The sequence below is a fragment of the Marinobacter daepoensis DSM 16072 genome (genome assembly GCF_000421165.1).
Lineage (GTDB): Bacteria > Pseudomonadota > Gammaproteobacteria > Pseudomonadales > Oleiphilaceae > Marinobacter > Marinobacter daepoensis.
This window is the reverse complement of record NZ_ATWI01000009.1, coordinates 825,045-840,173: the sequence shown is the minus strand read 5'-3', so window position 1 is coordinate 840,173 and position 15,129 is coordinate 825,045. Positions and strand designations below refer to the sequence as shown.

The following is a 15,129-nucleotide window of genomic DNA, read 5'->3' as shown; positions in this document are numbered from 1 at the left end:
GCCGATAAGATGAACATAGGCTGGCATGGTGTGCCGGCCGATGTCGTAACTGGAGTACAAAGTGTGCGTATCTGGGCTGTAGCCAATCAGAAAGGTGGTGTGGGCAAGACAACCTCGGTGGTTGCTTTGGGCGGGCTTCTCGCTCAGCGAGGCAAGCGGGTGCTTGTGGTTGACCTCGACCCACACGGATCTCTGACCAGCTGGTTTGGTTATGATCCGGATACCATTGCCCACAGTGTGTTTGATCTGTTTCAGCATCAGGGCAAGGTGCCCGATGGATTACCGGCACAACTGATCACCGAGACGGCCTGCCCGGGCCTGTCGCTCCTGCCAGCGAGCACGGCCTTGGCCACTCTGGAGCGGCGTATGGTTGGTGTTGAGGGTATGGGGTTGATTGTATCCCGTGCCCTGGCACAGCTTTGGGACGATTTTGACTATGTAATTCTCGACAATACACCGTCTCTGGGTGTGTTGATGGTAAATGCGCTGGCAGCCGCTCAGTTTCTTGTTATCCCGGTACAAACCGAATTCCTGGCGATCAAGGGGCTGGAGAGGATGCTCCATACGCTGCAGATGATCATGCGGTCACAAAAAAACGAGCTGCCCTATCTGATTGTTCCTACCTTGTATGACCGGCGAACCCAGGCGTCGGTGAAAAGCCTCAATCTGCTGCGTAAGACATACCAGGATAATCTATGGCGGTTTGCCGTGCCGGTGGACACCAAGTTTCGGGATGCCAGTCAGGCAGGGGTTATCCCCTCACAGCTGGACGCTCAGACTCACGGCGTCCGCGCTTATGAGCACCTGCTGGATGAACTCCTGAAACGAACCGGCTCGTTGACGGAGCGTTAGCATGGCTGACAGAAAAATGACGCAGTTGGCCGCGCCGGAGGCGGCCATCGCCAGTTATCTTGACGACTTGCTGCAGACCGCAACCAGCAGTGCCCGGGAAGATGAGCCGGTGATTCAGGAGCCAGCTTCGGTTGCAGAGCCCGTAGTCGTGGCAACTCCTGAACCTGTCCGGGTCGTTGCTGAGCCGGCCCTGACGCCTGAGCCCGAACCGACAGGGGGGCCGGATAAGTATGAGGCAGAGCCTCCGGCCCGGCCAGACTGGTCTGGAGAGCCTTTTGAATGCCTGATTTTTACCGTGGCAGGGCTGCAGTTGGCGGTACCATTGGTTCTGTTGGGAGCCGTCCATCGCATTGAAGAAGAGATACGTTCCCTACCGGGAAGTCCCCGGTGGTACATGGGGATCCGGCCGGACCGGGATCATAATCTGCGGGTCGTGGATACTGCAGAATGGATTATGGCGGGCCGGGTGCCGGAGGGTGTCCGGGACAACTACCGTTTCGTGATCCGCCTGGACAATAGTGAGTGGGGGCTGGCCTGTGATGAAGTTGCCCAGTCCTTTACGTTAAAGCCGGAAGAGGTGAAATGGCGCACAGCGCGGAGCAAACGCCCCTGGCTGGCGGGGACGGTGGTTGACCATATGTGTGCGCTCATTGACGTACGCACGATGGCTCATTTGCTGGCGCGGGCTGAACAGGAACACCACCTGGATCTTAGCTGAGCGATTCCGTTACGGAATGAAACCGAGCCAGGCTGGCACGGTTTGTGCCCTTAACTATAGTATTGGGCACTGATGATGTTTTTTTGACGATCAGGTTGCCCGCCGGGCAGCCGAGAAGGAGAGAGTGCTATGGCATCCCCGAGCGGACAGCAAAATCAGGCCCAGGACGATCAGGTACTGCAGTACGTGACCTTCCGCCTGGACGATGAAACCTATGGCATCAATGTGATGCAGATTCAGGAGGTTTTGCGTTATACGGAGATCGCGCCGGTTCCGGGAGCCCCGGATTATGTGCTCGGCATCATCAACCTGCGGGGTAATGTGGTCACGGTGATTGATACCCGTCGCCGCTTCGGACTGGCGGATGCGGAAGTTACCGATGCCACCCGGATCGTTGTGATGGAATCCTCAAGCCAGGTTATGGGGATTCTGGTGGATTCGGTGGCCGAGGTGGTTTACCTGAAGGCCAGTGAGATTGAAACCGCACCGAACGTGGGTAACGAGGAAAGCGCCAAGTTTATCCAGGGCGTGTGCAACAAGAACGGCGAGCTGATCATCCTCGTCGAATTTGACAAGATGCTGTCAGACCACGAGTGGGCTGAAATCGCGTCGCTGTAACCGGCTTTATTCAGCGCAGTGATGGACGCTTTCGGTGGTCAACCACAACGGAGACGTCCATTATGAGTTCCAGCATTCCTTCCTGGCTCCCCTGGGGCCTGACTGCCACGGCGATTATTCTGGTCCTGGTTCAGGGCGTTATTCATGGTCGACGCATCCGGGCGTTACAGGCCACACTGAAACAGCGTTGTGATACTCTGGGGCGGGAGCTCCATGCGACCACCAGCGGTAGCCTTGGGGTTGGGCAGCGACTGGTGGCCTGTGAGCGCCAGCTCCATGACCTGAAAAATACCCTTGATGAAATGCGCCAGAATGATCCTCTCCGGGTTTCCTACGACGAAGCCGCCCGGCTGGTTGATCTTGGGGCCGATATCGACGATCTTATGAACACCTGCGGAATTTCCCGTCCGGAGGCTGAGCTGGTCTCTGCACTCAAGAGGCGACAGGCAGCCTGATCCGGCCTTCACACGGATGCTGCTGAATGAAGACTCTCTATCAGAGGGCCCGTGAGGCCCTCACGGTTGTTTCCCGCGCCGATTTCGTTGCCGGTGCCGATCTGATTCCTTCCATAACCGGCCACTCCATTCCACGAGAAGAAACCGTAGGTCATCTGCTGGGCCTGATGCCTGAGATTGAGCCAGACCAGGTGGTTATGCACATTGGCGGTGGGTCCGGATATATGACGGCGGTGCTGGCCCGGTTGGCCCAGCGGGTTATCTACGTTGACCGGAATCCCGCTCTGGTCGACAAAGCGCGGGATCGATTTTTTGACCGTGGCTGCCACAACGTGGATGTAGTGCAGGCTTCGGCTGAGCAAGGCCTGGAGGTTGATGCACCGGTTGATCTGATTCTGTGTACCACTTTCATTGCTACCCCCAGCGCGCTTTTGCCCTGTCTGTCTGAGGGCGGGGCGCTGGTTTGTCTGGAGGGGCGGGCTGGCCCTGTGCCCAGTGTTGCCCTGTTCCGCCGCAAAGGCGATAAGCTGGAGCGTGAGCGAACACTGGGCTGGGTAGACTTCAATCGTAATTCCGAACAGATCCTGATTGACCTTGGTCTGGTGACCGACACCGTACTCAAGGAAGCCCGGGAGGAGGCGGCCGGTGGCAATGAGCGGGTTCTGGATGTGTTGCGCCGAAAGCTTAACCTGGAAGAAAGCGAGCTCTATCGGTCGCTAGCCCGGCAACGGGGGATGACGTTTACGGAAGGTGATGATGTGCTCGGCCACTTGAACACCGATCTTTTCCGGCGATTCTCCCGCACGTTTCTCGATCTGGCTCGTGTTATACCTGTTTCCGAAGAAGACACAACACTGACGGTAGTCACCGACGACCCGGATGCCCGGACCGATCAATTGGAACGGCTGACGCCGAAGCACCGCATTGTATGCCTGCTGGTCACGCCGACGGATTTCAGGCGGATCTGGTCAGCGCTGGACCTGACGGTAAAAGGCAGTCGGTTTGTGGCTGAACAGGGTGTTTCGGTAGGAAATGCGGTGGCTCCCGGGACTGCCGGTAACGATGTGCTGGGCCGGGATAACGGCAAGCACATCAGTCCCTATCTGGTATCGGTTTATGAGGCCATCCTGCTGGATGCCGTCAGCGAAAAGGCCAGTGATATTCATATCGAGCAATATGAGAATCGTGTCCGTATCCGCCTGAGGGTGGATGGCGACCTGCATGACCTGCCGCAATACCAGTTGTCTGCCCGGGAGATCCGGGGAGTCATCAATGTCATCAAGTTGCGTTCCGAGCTGAACATTGCCGAACACCGGCTACCCCAGGGCGGGAGGTCGCGCCTGCAGCTCGGTGATACTGCTTACGATCTGCGAATCCAGACTCAGCCGTCGCTGCATGGCGAGAATGCCATTATCCGCTTGTTGCCGCAGACCGGTCGGGCGATGACCATTGAGGAACTGGGAATGTCGCCAATGATTGGAGCCCGTTATCAGCGTCTGCTTGATAATCCGGCCGGGCTCGTGCTCGTTGTCGGCCCGACGGGCTCTGGTAAGTCAACCACGCTTTACGCAGGGCTACAGACCCTGGCAGATGATGGCCGGCGCAAAGTCATTACCGTTGAAGACCCCATTGAATACTCCATCGACAACATCCAGCAGACCCGGGTGCGCACCGAGATTGGTTTCAGTTTTGCCGATGCGATGCGTGCCTTTGTTCGCGAAGACCCCGACGTTATCCTGGTGGGTGAAATCCGTGACCAGGAGACGGCGCTGGAAGCGATTCGGGCGTCACAGACCGGTCATGTCGTGCTATCGACGCTGCACTGTAACGATGCGGTTGATTCTCTGCAGAGACTGTATGACCTCGGGATACACCCCAATTCTATTGCGGGTGAGTTGCTGGCGGTCGTTGCCCAGCGCCTGGCCAAGCGTATCTGCGAGCACTGTCGTAAGCCAGCGCAGCCGGACGAAGCCATTATGGCCGAAGTGTTTCCGGGTGGGCCACCTGCGGGCTTCCGCTGCTTTGAGGGTGAGGGGTGTAACAAGTGCGGCGGGCGTGGGACTCAGGGCCGGGTAGCGATCGTAGAGTATATGGAAGTAGATGCCGATATCCGCAACGCCATATCCAGCCAGCCGCCGATTGGAGAGCTGAGATGGCGGGCTCTGGATGGGGGGCTGGTCACAATGCGTGACAGCGCACTGGATCACGTTCTTGAGGGTATTATACCGTTGTCGGAACTGCCAAGAATCCTGCCCAGGGAGCGAATGGCGCCCGAAGTACGCGGCGGACGGAGGACAAACGGATGACGGAGTCCAGATCGACTACCAGACGAGTCCAGCGTGAGCCCGCAGAAGTGCTCTACCGGGAAGAACTGGACAAACTGATGTCCATGGACCCGGGGCCAACACCGCCAGGGTGGAGGCTGTCGCCCAGAGGGGTGGAGAAGTTTTTGTTGGGCGATGAAAAGCTGGGCATTGAGCGGAAGTTTGTCGCTGACCGTTCCATGGTCGTCCGAGTTATCATTTCCTTGTGTACGTCCAGGGGGTGCTTGCTGGTTGGTGAGCCCGGGACTGCTAAATCCTGGCTCTCTGAACTGTTGGCTGCGGCGGTGTCAGGCGTTTCAACTCTGACTCTGCAGGGCGGTGCAATCAGCGAGGTGGGTCAATTACTCTACAGTTGGAATGAGGCGTTGCTGCGCAGCGAGGGGCCGAGCCGGAAAGCGTTGGTGCCCACCCCGCTGTTGCGGGGAATGATGGAAGGGCGCCTGGTGCGATTTGAAGAGATCGCACGTTGCCCTCAGGCTCTGCAGGATGCTCTGTTGTCTGTGCTTTCTGACCGGGTGGTCATTATTCCGGAGCTGTCCGGGGACGACGGAGTGATTCTGGCCCGGGAAGGCTTCAACCTGGTGGCAACGTCCAACAGCCTTGATGAAGGCGTGCACCGGATGAGCGCGGCGCTTAAGCGGCGGATGGATTTCGAGGAAATTCGCCCGATACCTCATCTGGATGATGAGATCGACGTGGTCATGCGGGAGGTTGCCAAAGCCAATCAACGCGCGGGCATTGAGCCCGCCGTGGATCCGTTGGTCGTTGAAATTCTGGTAACCATGTTCCACGAGCTGCGTAATGGCCAGACACTGGACGGCCGAAGCACTGATCGGCTCGCGGGCGCAGCACTGTCAACGGCGGAAGCGGTCTCTGTCGCCCACGCTGCCAGTCTGAATGCCTGGTACTACGGTGGCGGCGCAATGACGATAGAGCACATGATGCATCATGTGATCGGTTCTGCTCTGAAGGACCAGCCCGACGACCGTCGGCGCCTGAGACATTACTTTGATACCACCGTGGCCTCGCGGGAAGGGGATGGCTGGCGGCAGGTTCAGGCGTTACGGTCACTCATTTACTGAGCCGGGATCGACATCTGGCCGGGCATCTCCGGGGGTCCGGCCGCGAATGTGGAATGCAAAGGCGAGGATCTCGGCGATGACCCGGTAGAGCGTTTCCGGGATTTCTTCGTTCAGCGACAGCCGAGCCAGTATCCCCGCGAGTTCGGCGTTCTCGTACAGGGGCACGTTGTTGTCGCGGGCGATCCGTATGATTTCTTCGGCAAGCTCCCAGGTGCCTGTTGCAGAAATGATCGGTGCCCGCTCTCCGTCATACTTGAGCGCCACAGCGGCTGGGGCTGTGTTCTGTGTGTTTTCGGTCATGCCTTGGTATCCACGAGGCGATGTTCCAGTCGGGTTTGAGACTGCTGTGGGCTGCCTTTTCGGCAATCCAGCTCTGCCACATCGAGCCCGAGATCACTGAAACTCTGACGCAACAGCGGCAATTCCTGATGCACGGCTCTCAGGGTAGACTGCTTTTCGGCCCAGATCAGCGCGCTTACCGAGGGCGGTCGGAAGCTGACATCGAAATGCAGCGGGCCTGCATCATCCAGATCCATGGACAACGACAATCTCCATTCGCTGGCACTGGCACGCCCGGGCCCCGGCGCGCTCTCCTTGTGCTGATCATATTGTTCGAGGCGAATCTGCGCCAAGCGAGGTTCTTGTTGATGGGTAAGCCACGGTAGTTCCACCAGAAGGGTGTTGACTGGCATACCGGGCTCTGCGCCAGCCCGGGCGTTCAGGGTCTGGCTGTGCAATTGATTCACGGTAATGCGATTCAACATGCCTGCCAGGAGCCGAAGAGTATGGCCGACGGTCGACGGTTCGCCTGTGCTCTGGTGAGCGGCAGGTGCCTGCGGGGCGGGAAACTGTAACGGCGACTGTAACAGCTCCGGGCTGGAGAGGGGCGTCAATCGGTTGAAATGCTCGGGCCCCTGGTTCTGGCTGGTTAACAGGGCCGAGATCGTTCGGGCCAGAACCTGCTTCAGGTCGGGTTGAGCCTCAGCCAATGAGTTGCTCTGGAGCAGTCTGGCCTCGGAGAACAGGCCGCTATCAGATAACCACTGCCGCACTTGATGTGCCATGGTTGCCGTCTTGCCGTCCCCGGGCACCAGCTTCTCTGTGGACGCAAGCCGGTTGGCCAGATTCTGGATCGCGTTCTGAGCCTCTGGGGGCAAGGGTTGCACGGGGGTTGTTGAGGGAAGCTGTCCGGGCAGAGGGGCTGGCTTCAACCCCTGATGAAGTGCACTGAATAGCTGTGAGAGCCCGCTCTGCAGATTGTGTTGCCAAGGGAGGTGCTGAGCCAGTGCCCTGGCAATCAGGCTTTCTTGCCCGGGTGCCAGTTTGCCGATCAGTTGCAGCGTACTGCCGGCCCTCATGACTTTGATCAGGTCACCAATAGCAAGATCCGGAGGGCGATTGCCCAGGGCCACCCTCAGAGATTGCCCGCGCAGCTCGATCAGTGCCTCGTGACTACCGTTTTGCTGGCGTAGGATGTCGGCCACCTTTGCCAGTACAGTTTCCCTGTCCGCAATCTGAAGGCGCGCGAGTTGTTCCCTGGCGGTCTGCATGGTGCCAGGCTCCTGAGCTGTTTCGGCACCGGTGCGGCCAGAGCTCCGGGGGGCCGGGCCGTGGGCAGGTTCTGGTGCTATAGGGGGGTGTCCGCCGTTAAGTTTCATTGTTGTCGATTTGATGTCGGGCAAGAGTATTCCGCTGGCGCATTCGTTATAATACGCCGCGCTGGCAGTAAATGCCCTGATTTCATGTTGGCACCCGTGTGACCTTCATTTCATGCACCTGATGCCCGTTGTGCATCCATCGCTCTGAAACGGAGCCCTGATGTCCGAGCCGTTACTACAGGCGATCGATCTTGAGTGTGAGCGGGACGAGCGTCTGTTGTTCCAGAATCTGTCCTTTTCCATACTGCCCGGTACGCTTACCCGTGTCGAGGGGCCGAACGGTACGGGGAAAACAACGTTGCTTCGTATTCTTGCCGGGTTGAACGATGCCTGGTCAGGGCAATTGCTCTGGTGTGGCCAACCGAGAATGGCCCAGCGCGAATCTTTCCTCCGGAATACGCTTTATCTGGGGCATCGCCCTGGCATAAAACCCTTGCTAACGCCCATGGAAAACCTGAGAGCCCTGATGGCCGGCCGGCGCGAGATTGCCGATGGAGCTCTGGCCCGGGCGCTTGAGGGTACAGGGTTGTCCGGATTTGAGCATGTCCCCTGCCGCAACCTCTCTGCAGGCCAACAGCGGCGTGTGGCCCTGGCAAGGTTACTGGTTGCTGATGAGCCTTTGTGGTTGCTTGATGAGGTTTTTACCGCGATTGATGCGGATGGCGTCAGGGCCATTGAAGCACTGCTTCAGCAGCGTGCAGAAGAGGGAGGGGCAGTGCTGGTCACCACGCACCACGATCTGGATTTGCCTGGCATGCAGCGGATTACGCTGGGAACGGGAGGACAATATGAACGCTGACGCGCGTCCTTCTGTGAAGCCGGTGTCCAGTGCAGTTGGTCCTCTTGGGGCCATGGGGGCCGTTTTTGCCAGAGATGTCCGGGTAGCCTTCCGGCAACGGCAGGATCTGCTCAACCCCCTGTTGTTTTTCATCATGGTCGTAACCCTTTTTCCCCTGGGAGTCAGCCCGGAAGTGGCATTCCTGAAGCAGTCCGGGGCCGGTATTCTATGGGTTGCTGCACTATTGTCGGTCCTGCTGTCTCTGGACCATTTGTTTCGTCATGATTTTGATGATGGAACGCTGGAACAACTGGTGCTTCAGCCTCAGCCATTGTTTTTGCTGATACTGGCGAAAACAGCGGCCCATTGGGTGCTGACCGGGTTACCGCTGGTGCTTCTGGCGCCGGTTTTGGGGGTGATGGTTCACCTTGACGGGAACTCTATTGCAATTCTGTGTCTAACGCTGCTGATCGGTACCCCGGTGTTGAGCATGATTGGCGCTATCGGGGCCGCATTGACACTGGGATTGCGCTCGGCGGGTGTGCTCTTGTCACTGCTGATCATTCCGCTGTACATTCCCGTGCTGATTTTTGGTACCGGAACGGTAGCGGCAGCAGCAGAGGGCGCGCCTGTAGCCGGGTATCTGGCCCTTATGGGGGCATTTCTGGTGTTGGCTGTAACGCTGGCGCCATTTGCTTCGGCAGCAGCTTTGAGAATCAGCCTGTCAAACAGCTGACAGGTTCATTGATTTCCATAAACAACAGTCAACACTGAAGATGGTGACCAACTGATGTGGCAATTTTTTCACAAACTGGGTTCCCCAAAATGGTTCTTCGGGATTGCGACCCGGTTTATGCCCTGGTTGCTGGCGGCCGGGGCCATTCTGCTGATGGCTGGCGTGGTCTGGGGCCTGGCCTTTGCGCCCAAGGATTATCTCCAGGGTAACAGTTACCGGATCATCTTTATTCATGTCCCCACGGCATTTCTGGCGCAGTCCATCTATATCATGATGGCGTTTGCTGCGGTTGTGACACTGGTCTGGCGCATGAAACTGGCCGATGTTTTTGTCAAATCCGTGGCGCCGGTGGGTTTGATCTTTACCTTCCTGTCGTTGTTTACCGGGGCGGTCTGGGGCAAGCCAACCTGGGGAACCTGGTGGGTATGGGATGCCCGGCTGACCTCCATGCTGATCCTGCTCTTTCTCTACGGCGGTGCCATTGCGCTGGACCGTGCGATCAATGATGAAAAGTCCGCCGCCCGTGCGGTGGCCGTTCTGGTGCTGGTGGGTGTTGTGAATATTCCGATCATCCAGTATTCCGTGGAGTGGTGGAATACGCTGCATCAGCCTTCAACGTTCAAGCTCACAGAAAAACCTTCCATGCCCGCTGAAATGTGGGTGCCGTTGTTGCTATCGGTGCTCGGTCTGTATTGCCTGTTTGGCTGGCTGGCCTGTGTGCGAATGAAAACAGAAATTCTGATGCGGGAGCAGAAAACCCGCTGGGTAAGAGAGCTGATTATGGCGGAGAGAGGCTGACCCATGGCATTTGAATCCTTCTCAGCATTTATCGCCATGGAAGGCCATGGTCCTTACGTTTGGACCTGCTATGCGGTATTCGCGGTGCTTCTGATTGGTCTGATGGTGCAGTCTTATCGGCATCACCGGGCGGTCACGTCGGCGTGCAAGCGGCGTTATCAGCAGCAGAAGAGTACCGTTGGCAACCGGCCTAAGCCGGCAGCTACGTTCACCCGTGTTGAAGTTTCCCAAGACTAAAGGGCAGGTAATTCATGCATCCGATCCGAAAAAAACGACTGACCATAGTGCTCTTTCTGGTGGCCGGTATTGCTATTGCTGTTGGGCTCACCACCTACGCGCTGAGGCAGAACATCAATCTGTTTTATGATCCTACCGAAATCGCCGCCGGTAACGCGCCAGTCGATGTTCGGATCCGCGCCGGTGGCATGGTTGAGGAAGGCAGTGTGGCGAGGGATGCTGACAGCCTGCTGGTTAGCTTCCGGGTAACGGATTTCTCCGCATCGGTGCCGGTGCAGTACGAGGGTATCCTGCCGGACCTGTTTGCAGAAGGGCAGGGCGTGGTGGCCATGGGGCGTTTGAATGATCAGGGCGTGTTTGTGGCGGACCAGGTACTGGCCAAACACGACGAGAATTACATGCCGCCGGAAGTCGCTGAAGCGCTGGAGCGCTCATCAAAAGGGCAGCATAAGTCGGCCGATGTCGAAAAAGCTGCAGAAACGACCGCGTACTGAGCGCTCAATTCATCTCTGACGTTGGAGAAACCCGATGTACCCGGAACTCGGACAGCTTGCACTGATTCTTTCCTTGCTGCTGGCAGTACTTCTCTCCGTTGTGCCGCTGGCGGGCGCTCTGACCGGGCGTGACAGTCTGCAGGCGTTTGCCAGGCCGCTGGCAACGGGCATGTTTGTCTTCACAGCCCTGGCCTTTGTGATTTTGACCCACGCGTTTCTGGTGGATGATTTCTCGGTGGCTTATGTTGCGAATAACAGCAACAGTATGCTGCCGTGGTACTACAAAATGAGTGCGGTGTGGGGTGGGCATGAGGGCTCACTGTTGATGTGGATCCTGATGCTCATTGGCTGGACCCTCGCGGTGGCTATCTTCAGCAGAAATTTGCCCTCGGTGATGATTTCTCAGGTGCTGTCTGTGCTTGGAATGGTCTCGGTGGGCTTTCTGCTGTTCATTATTCTGACCTCCAACCCATTTGACCGCCTGCTGCCGAACGTGCCAGCAGATGGGCAGGACCTTAACCCGTTGCTTCAGGACATTGGCCTGATCATGCATCCACCGATGCTGTACATGGGGTACGTTGGCTTTTCTGTGGCTTTTGCCTTTGCCATCGCTGCATTGATCAATGGGCGGTTGGATGCGGCCTGGGCCCGCTGGTCCCGCCCCTGGACCACGGTTGCCTGGTCGTTCCTGACTCTTGGTATCGCCCTTGGGAGCTGGTGGGCCTACTACGAGCTTGGCTGGGGTGGCTGGTGGTTCTGGGACCCGGTTGAGAACGCGTCTCTGCTGCCCTGGCTTTCTGGTACTGCCCTGATGCACTCCCTGGCGGTGACCGAAAAGCGTGGCGTATTCAAAAGCTGGACCGTACTGCTGGCGATTGTGACGTTTGCACTCAGCCTGCTCGGGACATTCCTGGTGCGTTCTGGTGTTCTGACATCGGTTCACGCTTTTGCGTCGGATCCTGAGCGTGGCAGCTTCTTGCTGGCGTTGCTGGCTATCACCATCCTGGCCAGCCTGACGTTGTATGCGTTCCGGGCGCCAGTTGTACACGTAAGGTCTCGCTATGGTTCGTTGTCCCGGGAAATCTTCCTGTTGCTGAACAACGTTCTGCTTGTCTCTGCAACGCTATTGGTGGCGATTGGCACGCTGTATCCGTTGGTGCTGGATTATCTGGATCTCGGGAAGTTGTCCATTGGTGAGCCGTTCTTCAACACCACCTTTAGCCCGCTCGCGGTTGCAACGGGTCTGCTTCTTGGAGCAGGGATTTTCTCTCGCTGGAAAAAAACAGATGGCGGATGGCTTGCCCGAAAACTGCTCTGGCCGTTGGCGGTGAGCCTGATTGCAAGCGCCCTGGTGATGATCGGTTATGGCGGATTTGCGCCCTGGGCGTTCCTGGGTGTGTTCGCAGCTATGTGGGTGACCGTGGCGACGTTCTGGGATCTGTGGGACAAGTCTTCGTCCAGAAAGGGCCGTTTGCACGGCCTGAAACGCCAGTCCCGCAGTTACTGGGGCATGGTTCTCGGGCACCTGGGGCTGGCCATGGTGATGGCGGGTGCAACGGTGGTGTCCAACTACGGTATTGAACGGGACGTGCGCATGCAGCCCGGGGATCGCGCTATGGTTGGAGATTACGAGATCGTCTTCACCGACATTGGCGAGCGCCGTGGCCCGAACTTTACAGCGCAATACGGCAGTTTTGACGTGTATCTCGACGGCAAACTGGTGACCGACCTGCATCCGGAAAAGCGGCAGTACCCCGTGGGGATGAGTGTCATGACCGAGGCGGATATTGATGCCGGATTGTTCCGGGACGTGTTTGTGGCGGTCGGAGAGCGGGTCAGTGACGAGGCCTGGGCGATTCGTCTCCAGTACAAACCTTTGGTGCGCTGGTTGTGGCTTGGGTCTTTGGTGATGGCGATTGGCGGCTTCCTGGCGATTGCCGACAAACGGTACCGGATTCGCGCCCGTGACGAGGCGGGCTGGAAAAATGAGGTGCAGGTCGCCACAGGTCACCCGGCTGAGGTGTCGTCATGAAACGTATTTTCCTGTTTCTGCCACTGCTGATTGCTCTGGGGGTTGGCATCTTTCTGTTCGCCGGGTTAGGGAAGGACCCCACGAAACTCGAGTCGGTGCTGATTGGCAAGCCGGTCCCCGACTTCCGCCTGGAGTCCCTGGAAGATGCCGACACCTCGCTTACTCCGTCTGTGTTTCAGGGCGAGGTGTCATTGCTGAACGTGTGGGCGGAATGGTGCCCCGCATGCTGGGACGAGCACGGCTATCTGATGTTCCTGGCGAAAGAGCAGGGCATTCGCATTGTGGGTCTGAACTATAAGGACCAGCGTGAGACGGCTTTCCGGTTCCTGAACCGACTGGGCAATCCCTACGAAACCATCATTTTCGATCCGAAGGGAACTCTGGGATTTGATCTTGGTGTGTATGGAGCGCCGGAAACCTTTGTGATTGATGCCAATGGTGTGGTGCGCTACCGCCATGTGGGCGTGGTTAACCAGGCAGTCTGGGATGATGTGCTGAAGCCTGAGGTTCAGAAAGCGCGGAGGGAAAGCTGATGCGTTGGTTAGCCGGAGTCTTTGCGCTGTGCATGGCGCTGTCGGGACTGGTCCGGGCTGAGGTGGCTGAAGTCTACGATTTCGATACCCGGGCCGAGGAACAGCGCTATCAGCAACTGATTTCCGAATTGCGTTGCCCGAAATGCCAGAACCAGAACATCGCCGATTCCAATGCGCCTATCTCCAAAGACATGCGGGATGAGGTCTACCGCATGATGCAGGGGGGCTCCTCCAACGACGAAATTGTCGGGGCCCTGGTAGACCGTTTCGGAGAGTTTGTTCAGTACAAACCGCCGGTCGACAACCGAACCATCCTGCTTTGGGCATTTCCGGCCATTGCCACAATTGGTGGCTTTCTGATTGTTGTTGGTGTTGTGTGGCGTGCCCGGGGAAGAGATGACGAGCCGCCTTTAAGTTCGGAAGACCGGGCGCGGGCCGAGCAGATCCTGGCCAGCAACGGTGACAAGACCGAACGCCCATAACTCCCATTCATCCCGAGATGTGACGATATTTCCATGACCGATACTTTCTGGATTGCCGGGACCGTACTTATTCTGGCCGCCCTGGCATTTGTGCTTTATCCCGTGTTTTTCCATAAACCTAAAGCTCGCCTTGAAACGGATTTCCGTAACCATAACCTTCTGGCTTACCGCACACGGCTCAAAGAGTTGGACGATGAGCATGAGGCGGGCATTCACAACGATGAGAGCTACCAGCAGCTGAAAGAGGAACTGGCTGGCTCAATGCTTGACGATGTGCCAGAGGAGAATGTTGCTCAACGGCGCCTGCCCGGACGCCGAAGCGCAGTTGTCGTCGCCCTTTTGGCCATTCTGGTACTACCGATTGGCACCTATTTTGGCTACCAGGAATGGGGTTCCATGGATCAGGTGGAACAGTTTATTGCCATGCAGGAGATGAATGCAGCTCAGGGCGATCAGGCTGCTCGTATGGCGGAACTGGCGGACCAGCTACGGGACCGGCTGGAGCAAAGTCCGGACAACGCAGATGGCTGGGCCATGCTGGGCCAGACCTACATGCGTATTGAGCGTTACGATGATGCCGCAAACGCCTACCGGCGGTTGGCAGAAGTGGTGTCTGTGGAGCCTGACGCCAGTGCAGTAGCATTAGGCTTGGCTGCCCAGGCGGCATACTTTGGCAGCGAAGGAGAAATGACCCCGGAGGTTACAGCGGCGATTAATGCAGCGCGTGAACTGAACCCCGATGAGGTCAATGCACTGGGCCTGATGGGTATTAATGCTTTCGGGCAGCAGAATTACCGGGAAGCGATAGAGTACTGGAAGCGCATCACTGAAGTTGCACCGGATCATCCGCAGCTCGCGTCCATCCGGGGAGGCATCGACGAGGCCTATCGGAGACTGGGTGAGACACCGCCAGAGCAGGTTTCTGCGGCTCCGGAGCTGGCCTCGGGCCCGGGCGTTTCCCTGAGAGTTTCTCTGGACGCTGGATTGCAGCAGGCCGTTAAGGATGACACCGTGCTGTTTATCTTTGCCCGGCCAGCGGCGGCTGCTGGCGGAGCACCGGTTGCTGTCGCCAGAATGACCGCTGCTGATCTGCCTGCGGAGATCCGGCTGGACGATCGGTACGCGATGTCTCCGGAGTCTGCGATATCAGCTCAGCAGGACGTGGTGGTTGTTGCCCGGTTGAGCCGCACCGGGAGCGTGATGCCCCAGCCTGGAGACTGGGAGGGCCGGGTTGAAACTACGGTGTTACCTCCGGCCGAGGCAGGAGCACCCATCGAGCTGGTCATCAATCAGGAATTGACCAACTGATGACTCCCGGAAGCCCGTCGCCTC

Annotated in this window: 17 protein-coding genes; 15 read left to right on the top strand and 2 right to left on the bottom strand. The window is 57.8% G+C overall.

From position 1 onward, the window contains the following. Positions 1 to 63 precede the first annotated feature (63 nt). The 6 genes from K325_RS0109400 to K325_RS0109375 all read left to right on the top strand — a co-directional run bounded on the left by K325_RS0109400 (position 64) and on the right by K325_RS0109375 (position 6,049). Positions 64 to 852 carry a ParA family protein gene (locus tag K325_RS0109400; RefSeq protein ID WP_029654013.1) on the top strand — a complete coding sequence of 263 codons (789 nt, stop codon included), beginning with the start codon at positions 64 to 66 and terminating at the stop codon, positions 850 to 852. 1 nt (position 853) lies between these two features. Then, positions 854 to 1,570, top strand: a complete 717-nt coding sequence (locus K325_RS0109395; protein WP_029654012.1) for a chemotaxis protein CheW — start codon at positions 854 to 856, stop codon at positions 1,568 to 1,570. 129 nt (positions 1,571 to 1,699) lie between these two features. After that, the gene (locus K325_RS0109390; RefSeq protein ID WP_011785440.1) at positions 1,700 to 2,188 is read left to right on the top strand and encodes a chemotaxis protein CheW; all 489 of its coding nucleotides are present in this window, start codon (positions 1,700 to 1,702) and stop codon (positions 2,186 to 2,188) included. A gap of 62 nt (positions 2,189 to 2,250) precedes the next feature. Next, positions 2,251 to 2,643, top strand: a complete 393-nt coding sequence (locus K325_RS0109385; protein ID WP_029654011.1) for a DUF2802 domain-containing protein — start codon at positions 2,251 to 2,253, stop codon at positions 2,641 to 2,643. 26 nt (positions 2,644 to 2,669) lie between these two features. Beyond that, a complete protein-coding gene (locus tag K325_RS0109380; RefSeq protein WP_029654010.1) occupies positions 2,670 to 4,949 on the top strand; it encodes an ATPase, T2SS/T4P/T4SS family in 2,280 nt (759 codons plus the stop codon). Continuing rightward, the gene (locus K325_RS0109375) at positions 4,946 to 6,049 is read left to right on the top strand and encodes an ATP-binding protein (RefSeq protein ID WP_029654009.1); all 1,104 of its coding nucleotides are present in this window, start codon (positions 4,946 to 4,948) and stop codon (positions 6,047 to 6,049) included. The genes K325_RS0109380 and K325_RS0109375 overlap by 4 nt, the downstream gene beginning before the upstream one ends. Here K325_RS0109375 and K325_RS0109370 read toward each other — a convergent pair. Next, on the bottom strand, positions 6,035 to 6,349 hold the full coding sequence (locus tag K325_RS0109370; protein WP_029654008.1) for an EscU/YscU/HrcU family type III secretion system export apparatus switch protein: 315 nt from the start codon (positions 6,347 to 6,349) through the stop codon (positions 6,035 to 6,037). The two genes, K325_RS0109375 and K325_RS0109370, sit on opposite strands and share 15 nt — an antisense overlap. After that, a complete protein-coding gene (gene fliK / locus K325_RS0109365; RefSeq protein WP_228128424.1) occupies positions 6,346 to 7,599 on the bottom strand; it encodes a flagellar hook-length control protein FliK in 1,254 nt (417 codons plus the stop codon). Before fliK ends, K325_RS0109370 begins: the two co-directional genes overlap by 4 nt. Positions 7,600 to 7,867: 268 nt before the next feature. Here fliK and ccmA point away from each other — a divergent pair, with 268 nt between their 5' ends. The 9 genes from ccmA to ccmI are packed head-to-tail and all read left to right on the top strand — an operon-like array spanning position 7,868 to position 15,105. Next, the gene (gene ccmA, locus K325_RS0109360) at positions 7,868 to 8,506 is read left to right on the top strand and encodes a cytochrome c biogenesis heme-transporting ATPase CcmA (RefSeq protein ID WP_029654006.1); all 639 of its coding nucleotides are present in this window, start codon (positions 7,868 to 7,870) and stop codon (positions 8,504 to 8,506) included. Beyond that, the gene (gene ccmB, locus K325_RS0109355) at positions 8,496 to 9,221 is read left to right on the top strand and encodes a heme exporter protein CcmB (protein WP_029654005.1); all 726 of its coding nucleotides are present in this window, start codon (positions 8,496 to 8,498) and stop codon (positions 9,219 to 9,221) included. The genes ccmA and ccmB overlap by 11 nt, the downstream gene beginning before the upstream one ends. 54 nt (positions 9,222 to 9,275) lie before the next feature. Then, positions 9,276 to 10,019, top strand: a complete 744-nt coding sequence (locus K325_RS0109350) for a heme ABC transporter permease (protein ID WP_029654004.1) — start codon at positions 9,276 to 9,278, stop codon at positions 10,017 to 10,019. Positions 10,020 to 10,022: 3 nt separating this feature from the next. Continuing rightward, the gene (gene ccmD, locus K325_RS0109345) at positions 10,023 to 10,256 is read left to right on the top strand and encodes a heme exporter protein CcmD (protein WP_029654003.1); all 234 of its coding nucleotides are present in this window, start codon (positions 10,023 to 10,025) and stop codon (positions 10,254 to 10,256) included. 14 nt (positions 10,257 to 10,270) lie between these two features. After that, complete coding sequence (ccmE, locus tag K325_RS0109340) at positions 10,271 to 10,750, top strand: cytochrome c maturation protein CcmE (RefSeq protein ID WP_029654002.1); 480 nt, start codon at positions 10,271 to 10,273, stop codon at positions 10,748 to 10,750. Between the two features lie 34 nt (positions 10,751 to 10,784). Continuing rightward, positions 10,785 to 12,782, top strand: coding sequence for a heme lyase CcmF/NrfE family subunit (locus K325_RS0109335; protein ID WP_029654001.1), 1,998 nt, complete (start codon positions 10,785 to 10,787; stop codon positions 12,780 to 12,782). Continuing rightward, positions 12,779 to 13,315: a DsbE family thiol:disulfide interchange protein gene (locus K325_RS0109330; RefSeq protein ID WP_029654000.1), complete on the top strand. Its 537-nt coding sequence runs from the start codon at positions 12,779 to 12,781 to the stop codon at positions 13,313 to 13,315. The genes K325_RS0109335 and K325_RS0109330 overlap by 4 nt, the downstream gene beginning before the upstream one ends. Next, positions 13,315 to 13,797, top strand: a complete 483-nt coding sequence (locus K325_RS0109325; protein ID WP_029653999.1) for a cytochrome c-type biogenesis protein — start codon at positions 13,315 to 13,317, stop codon at positions 13,795 to 13,797. The genes K325_RS0109330 and K325_RS0109325 overlap by 1 nt, the downstream gene beginning before the upstream one ends. Before the next feature lie 33 nt (positions 13,798 to 13,830). Further along, positions 13,831 to 15,105 carry a c-type cytochrome biogenesis protein CcmI gene (gene ccmI / locus K325_RS0109320; RefSeq protein WP_029653998.1) on the top strand — a complete coding sequence of 425 codons (1,275 nt, stop codon included), beginning with the start codon at positions 13,831 to 13,833 and terminating at the stop codon, positions 15,103 to 15,105. The last annotated feature ends 24 nt before the right edge of the window (positions 15,106 to 15,129 follow it).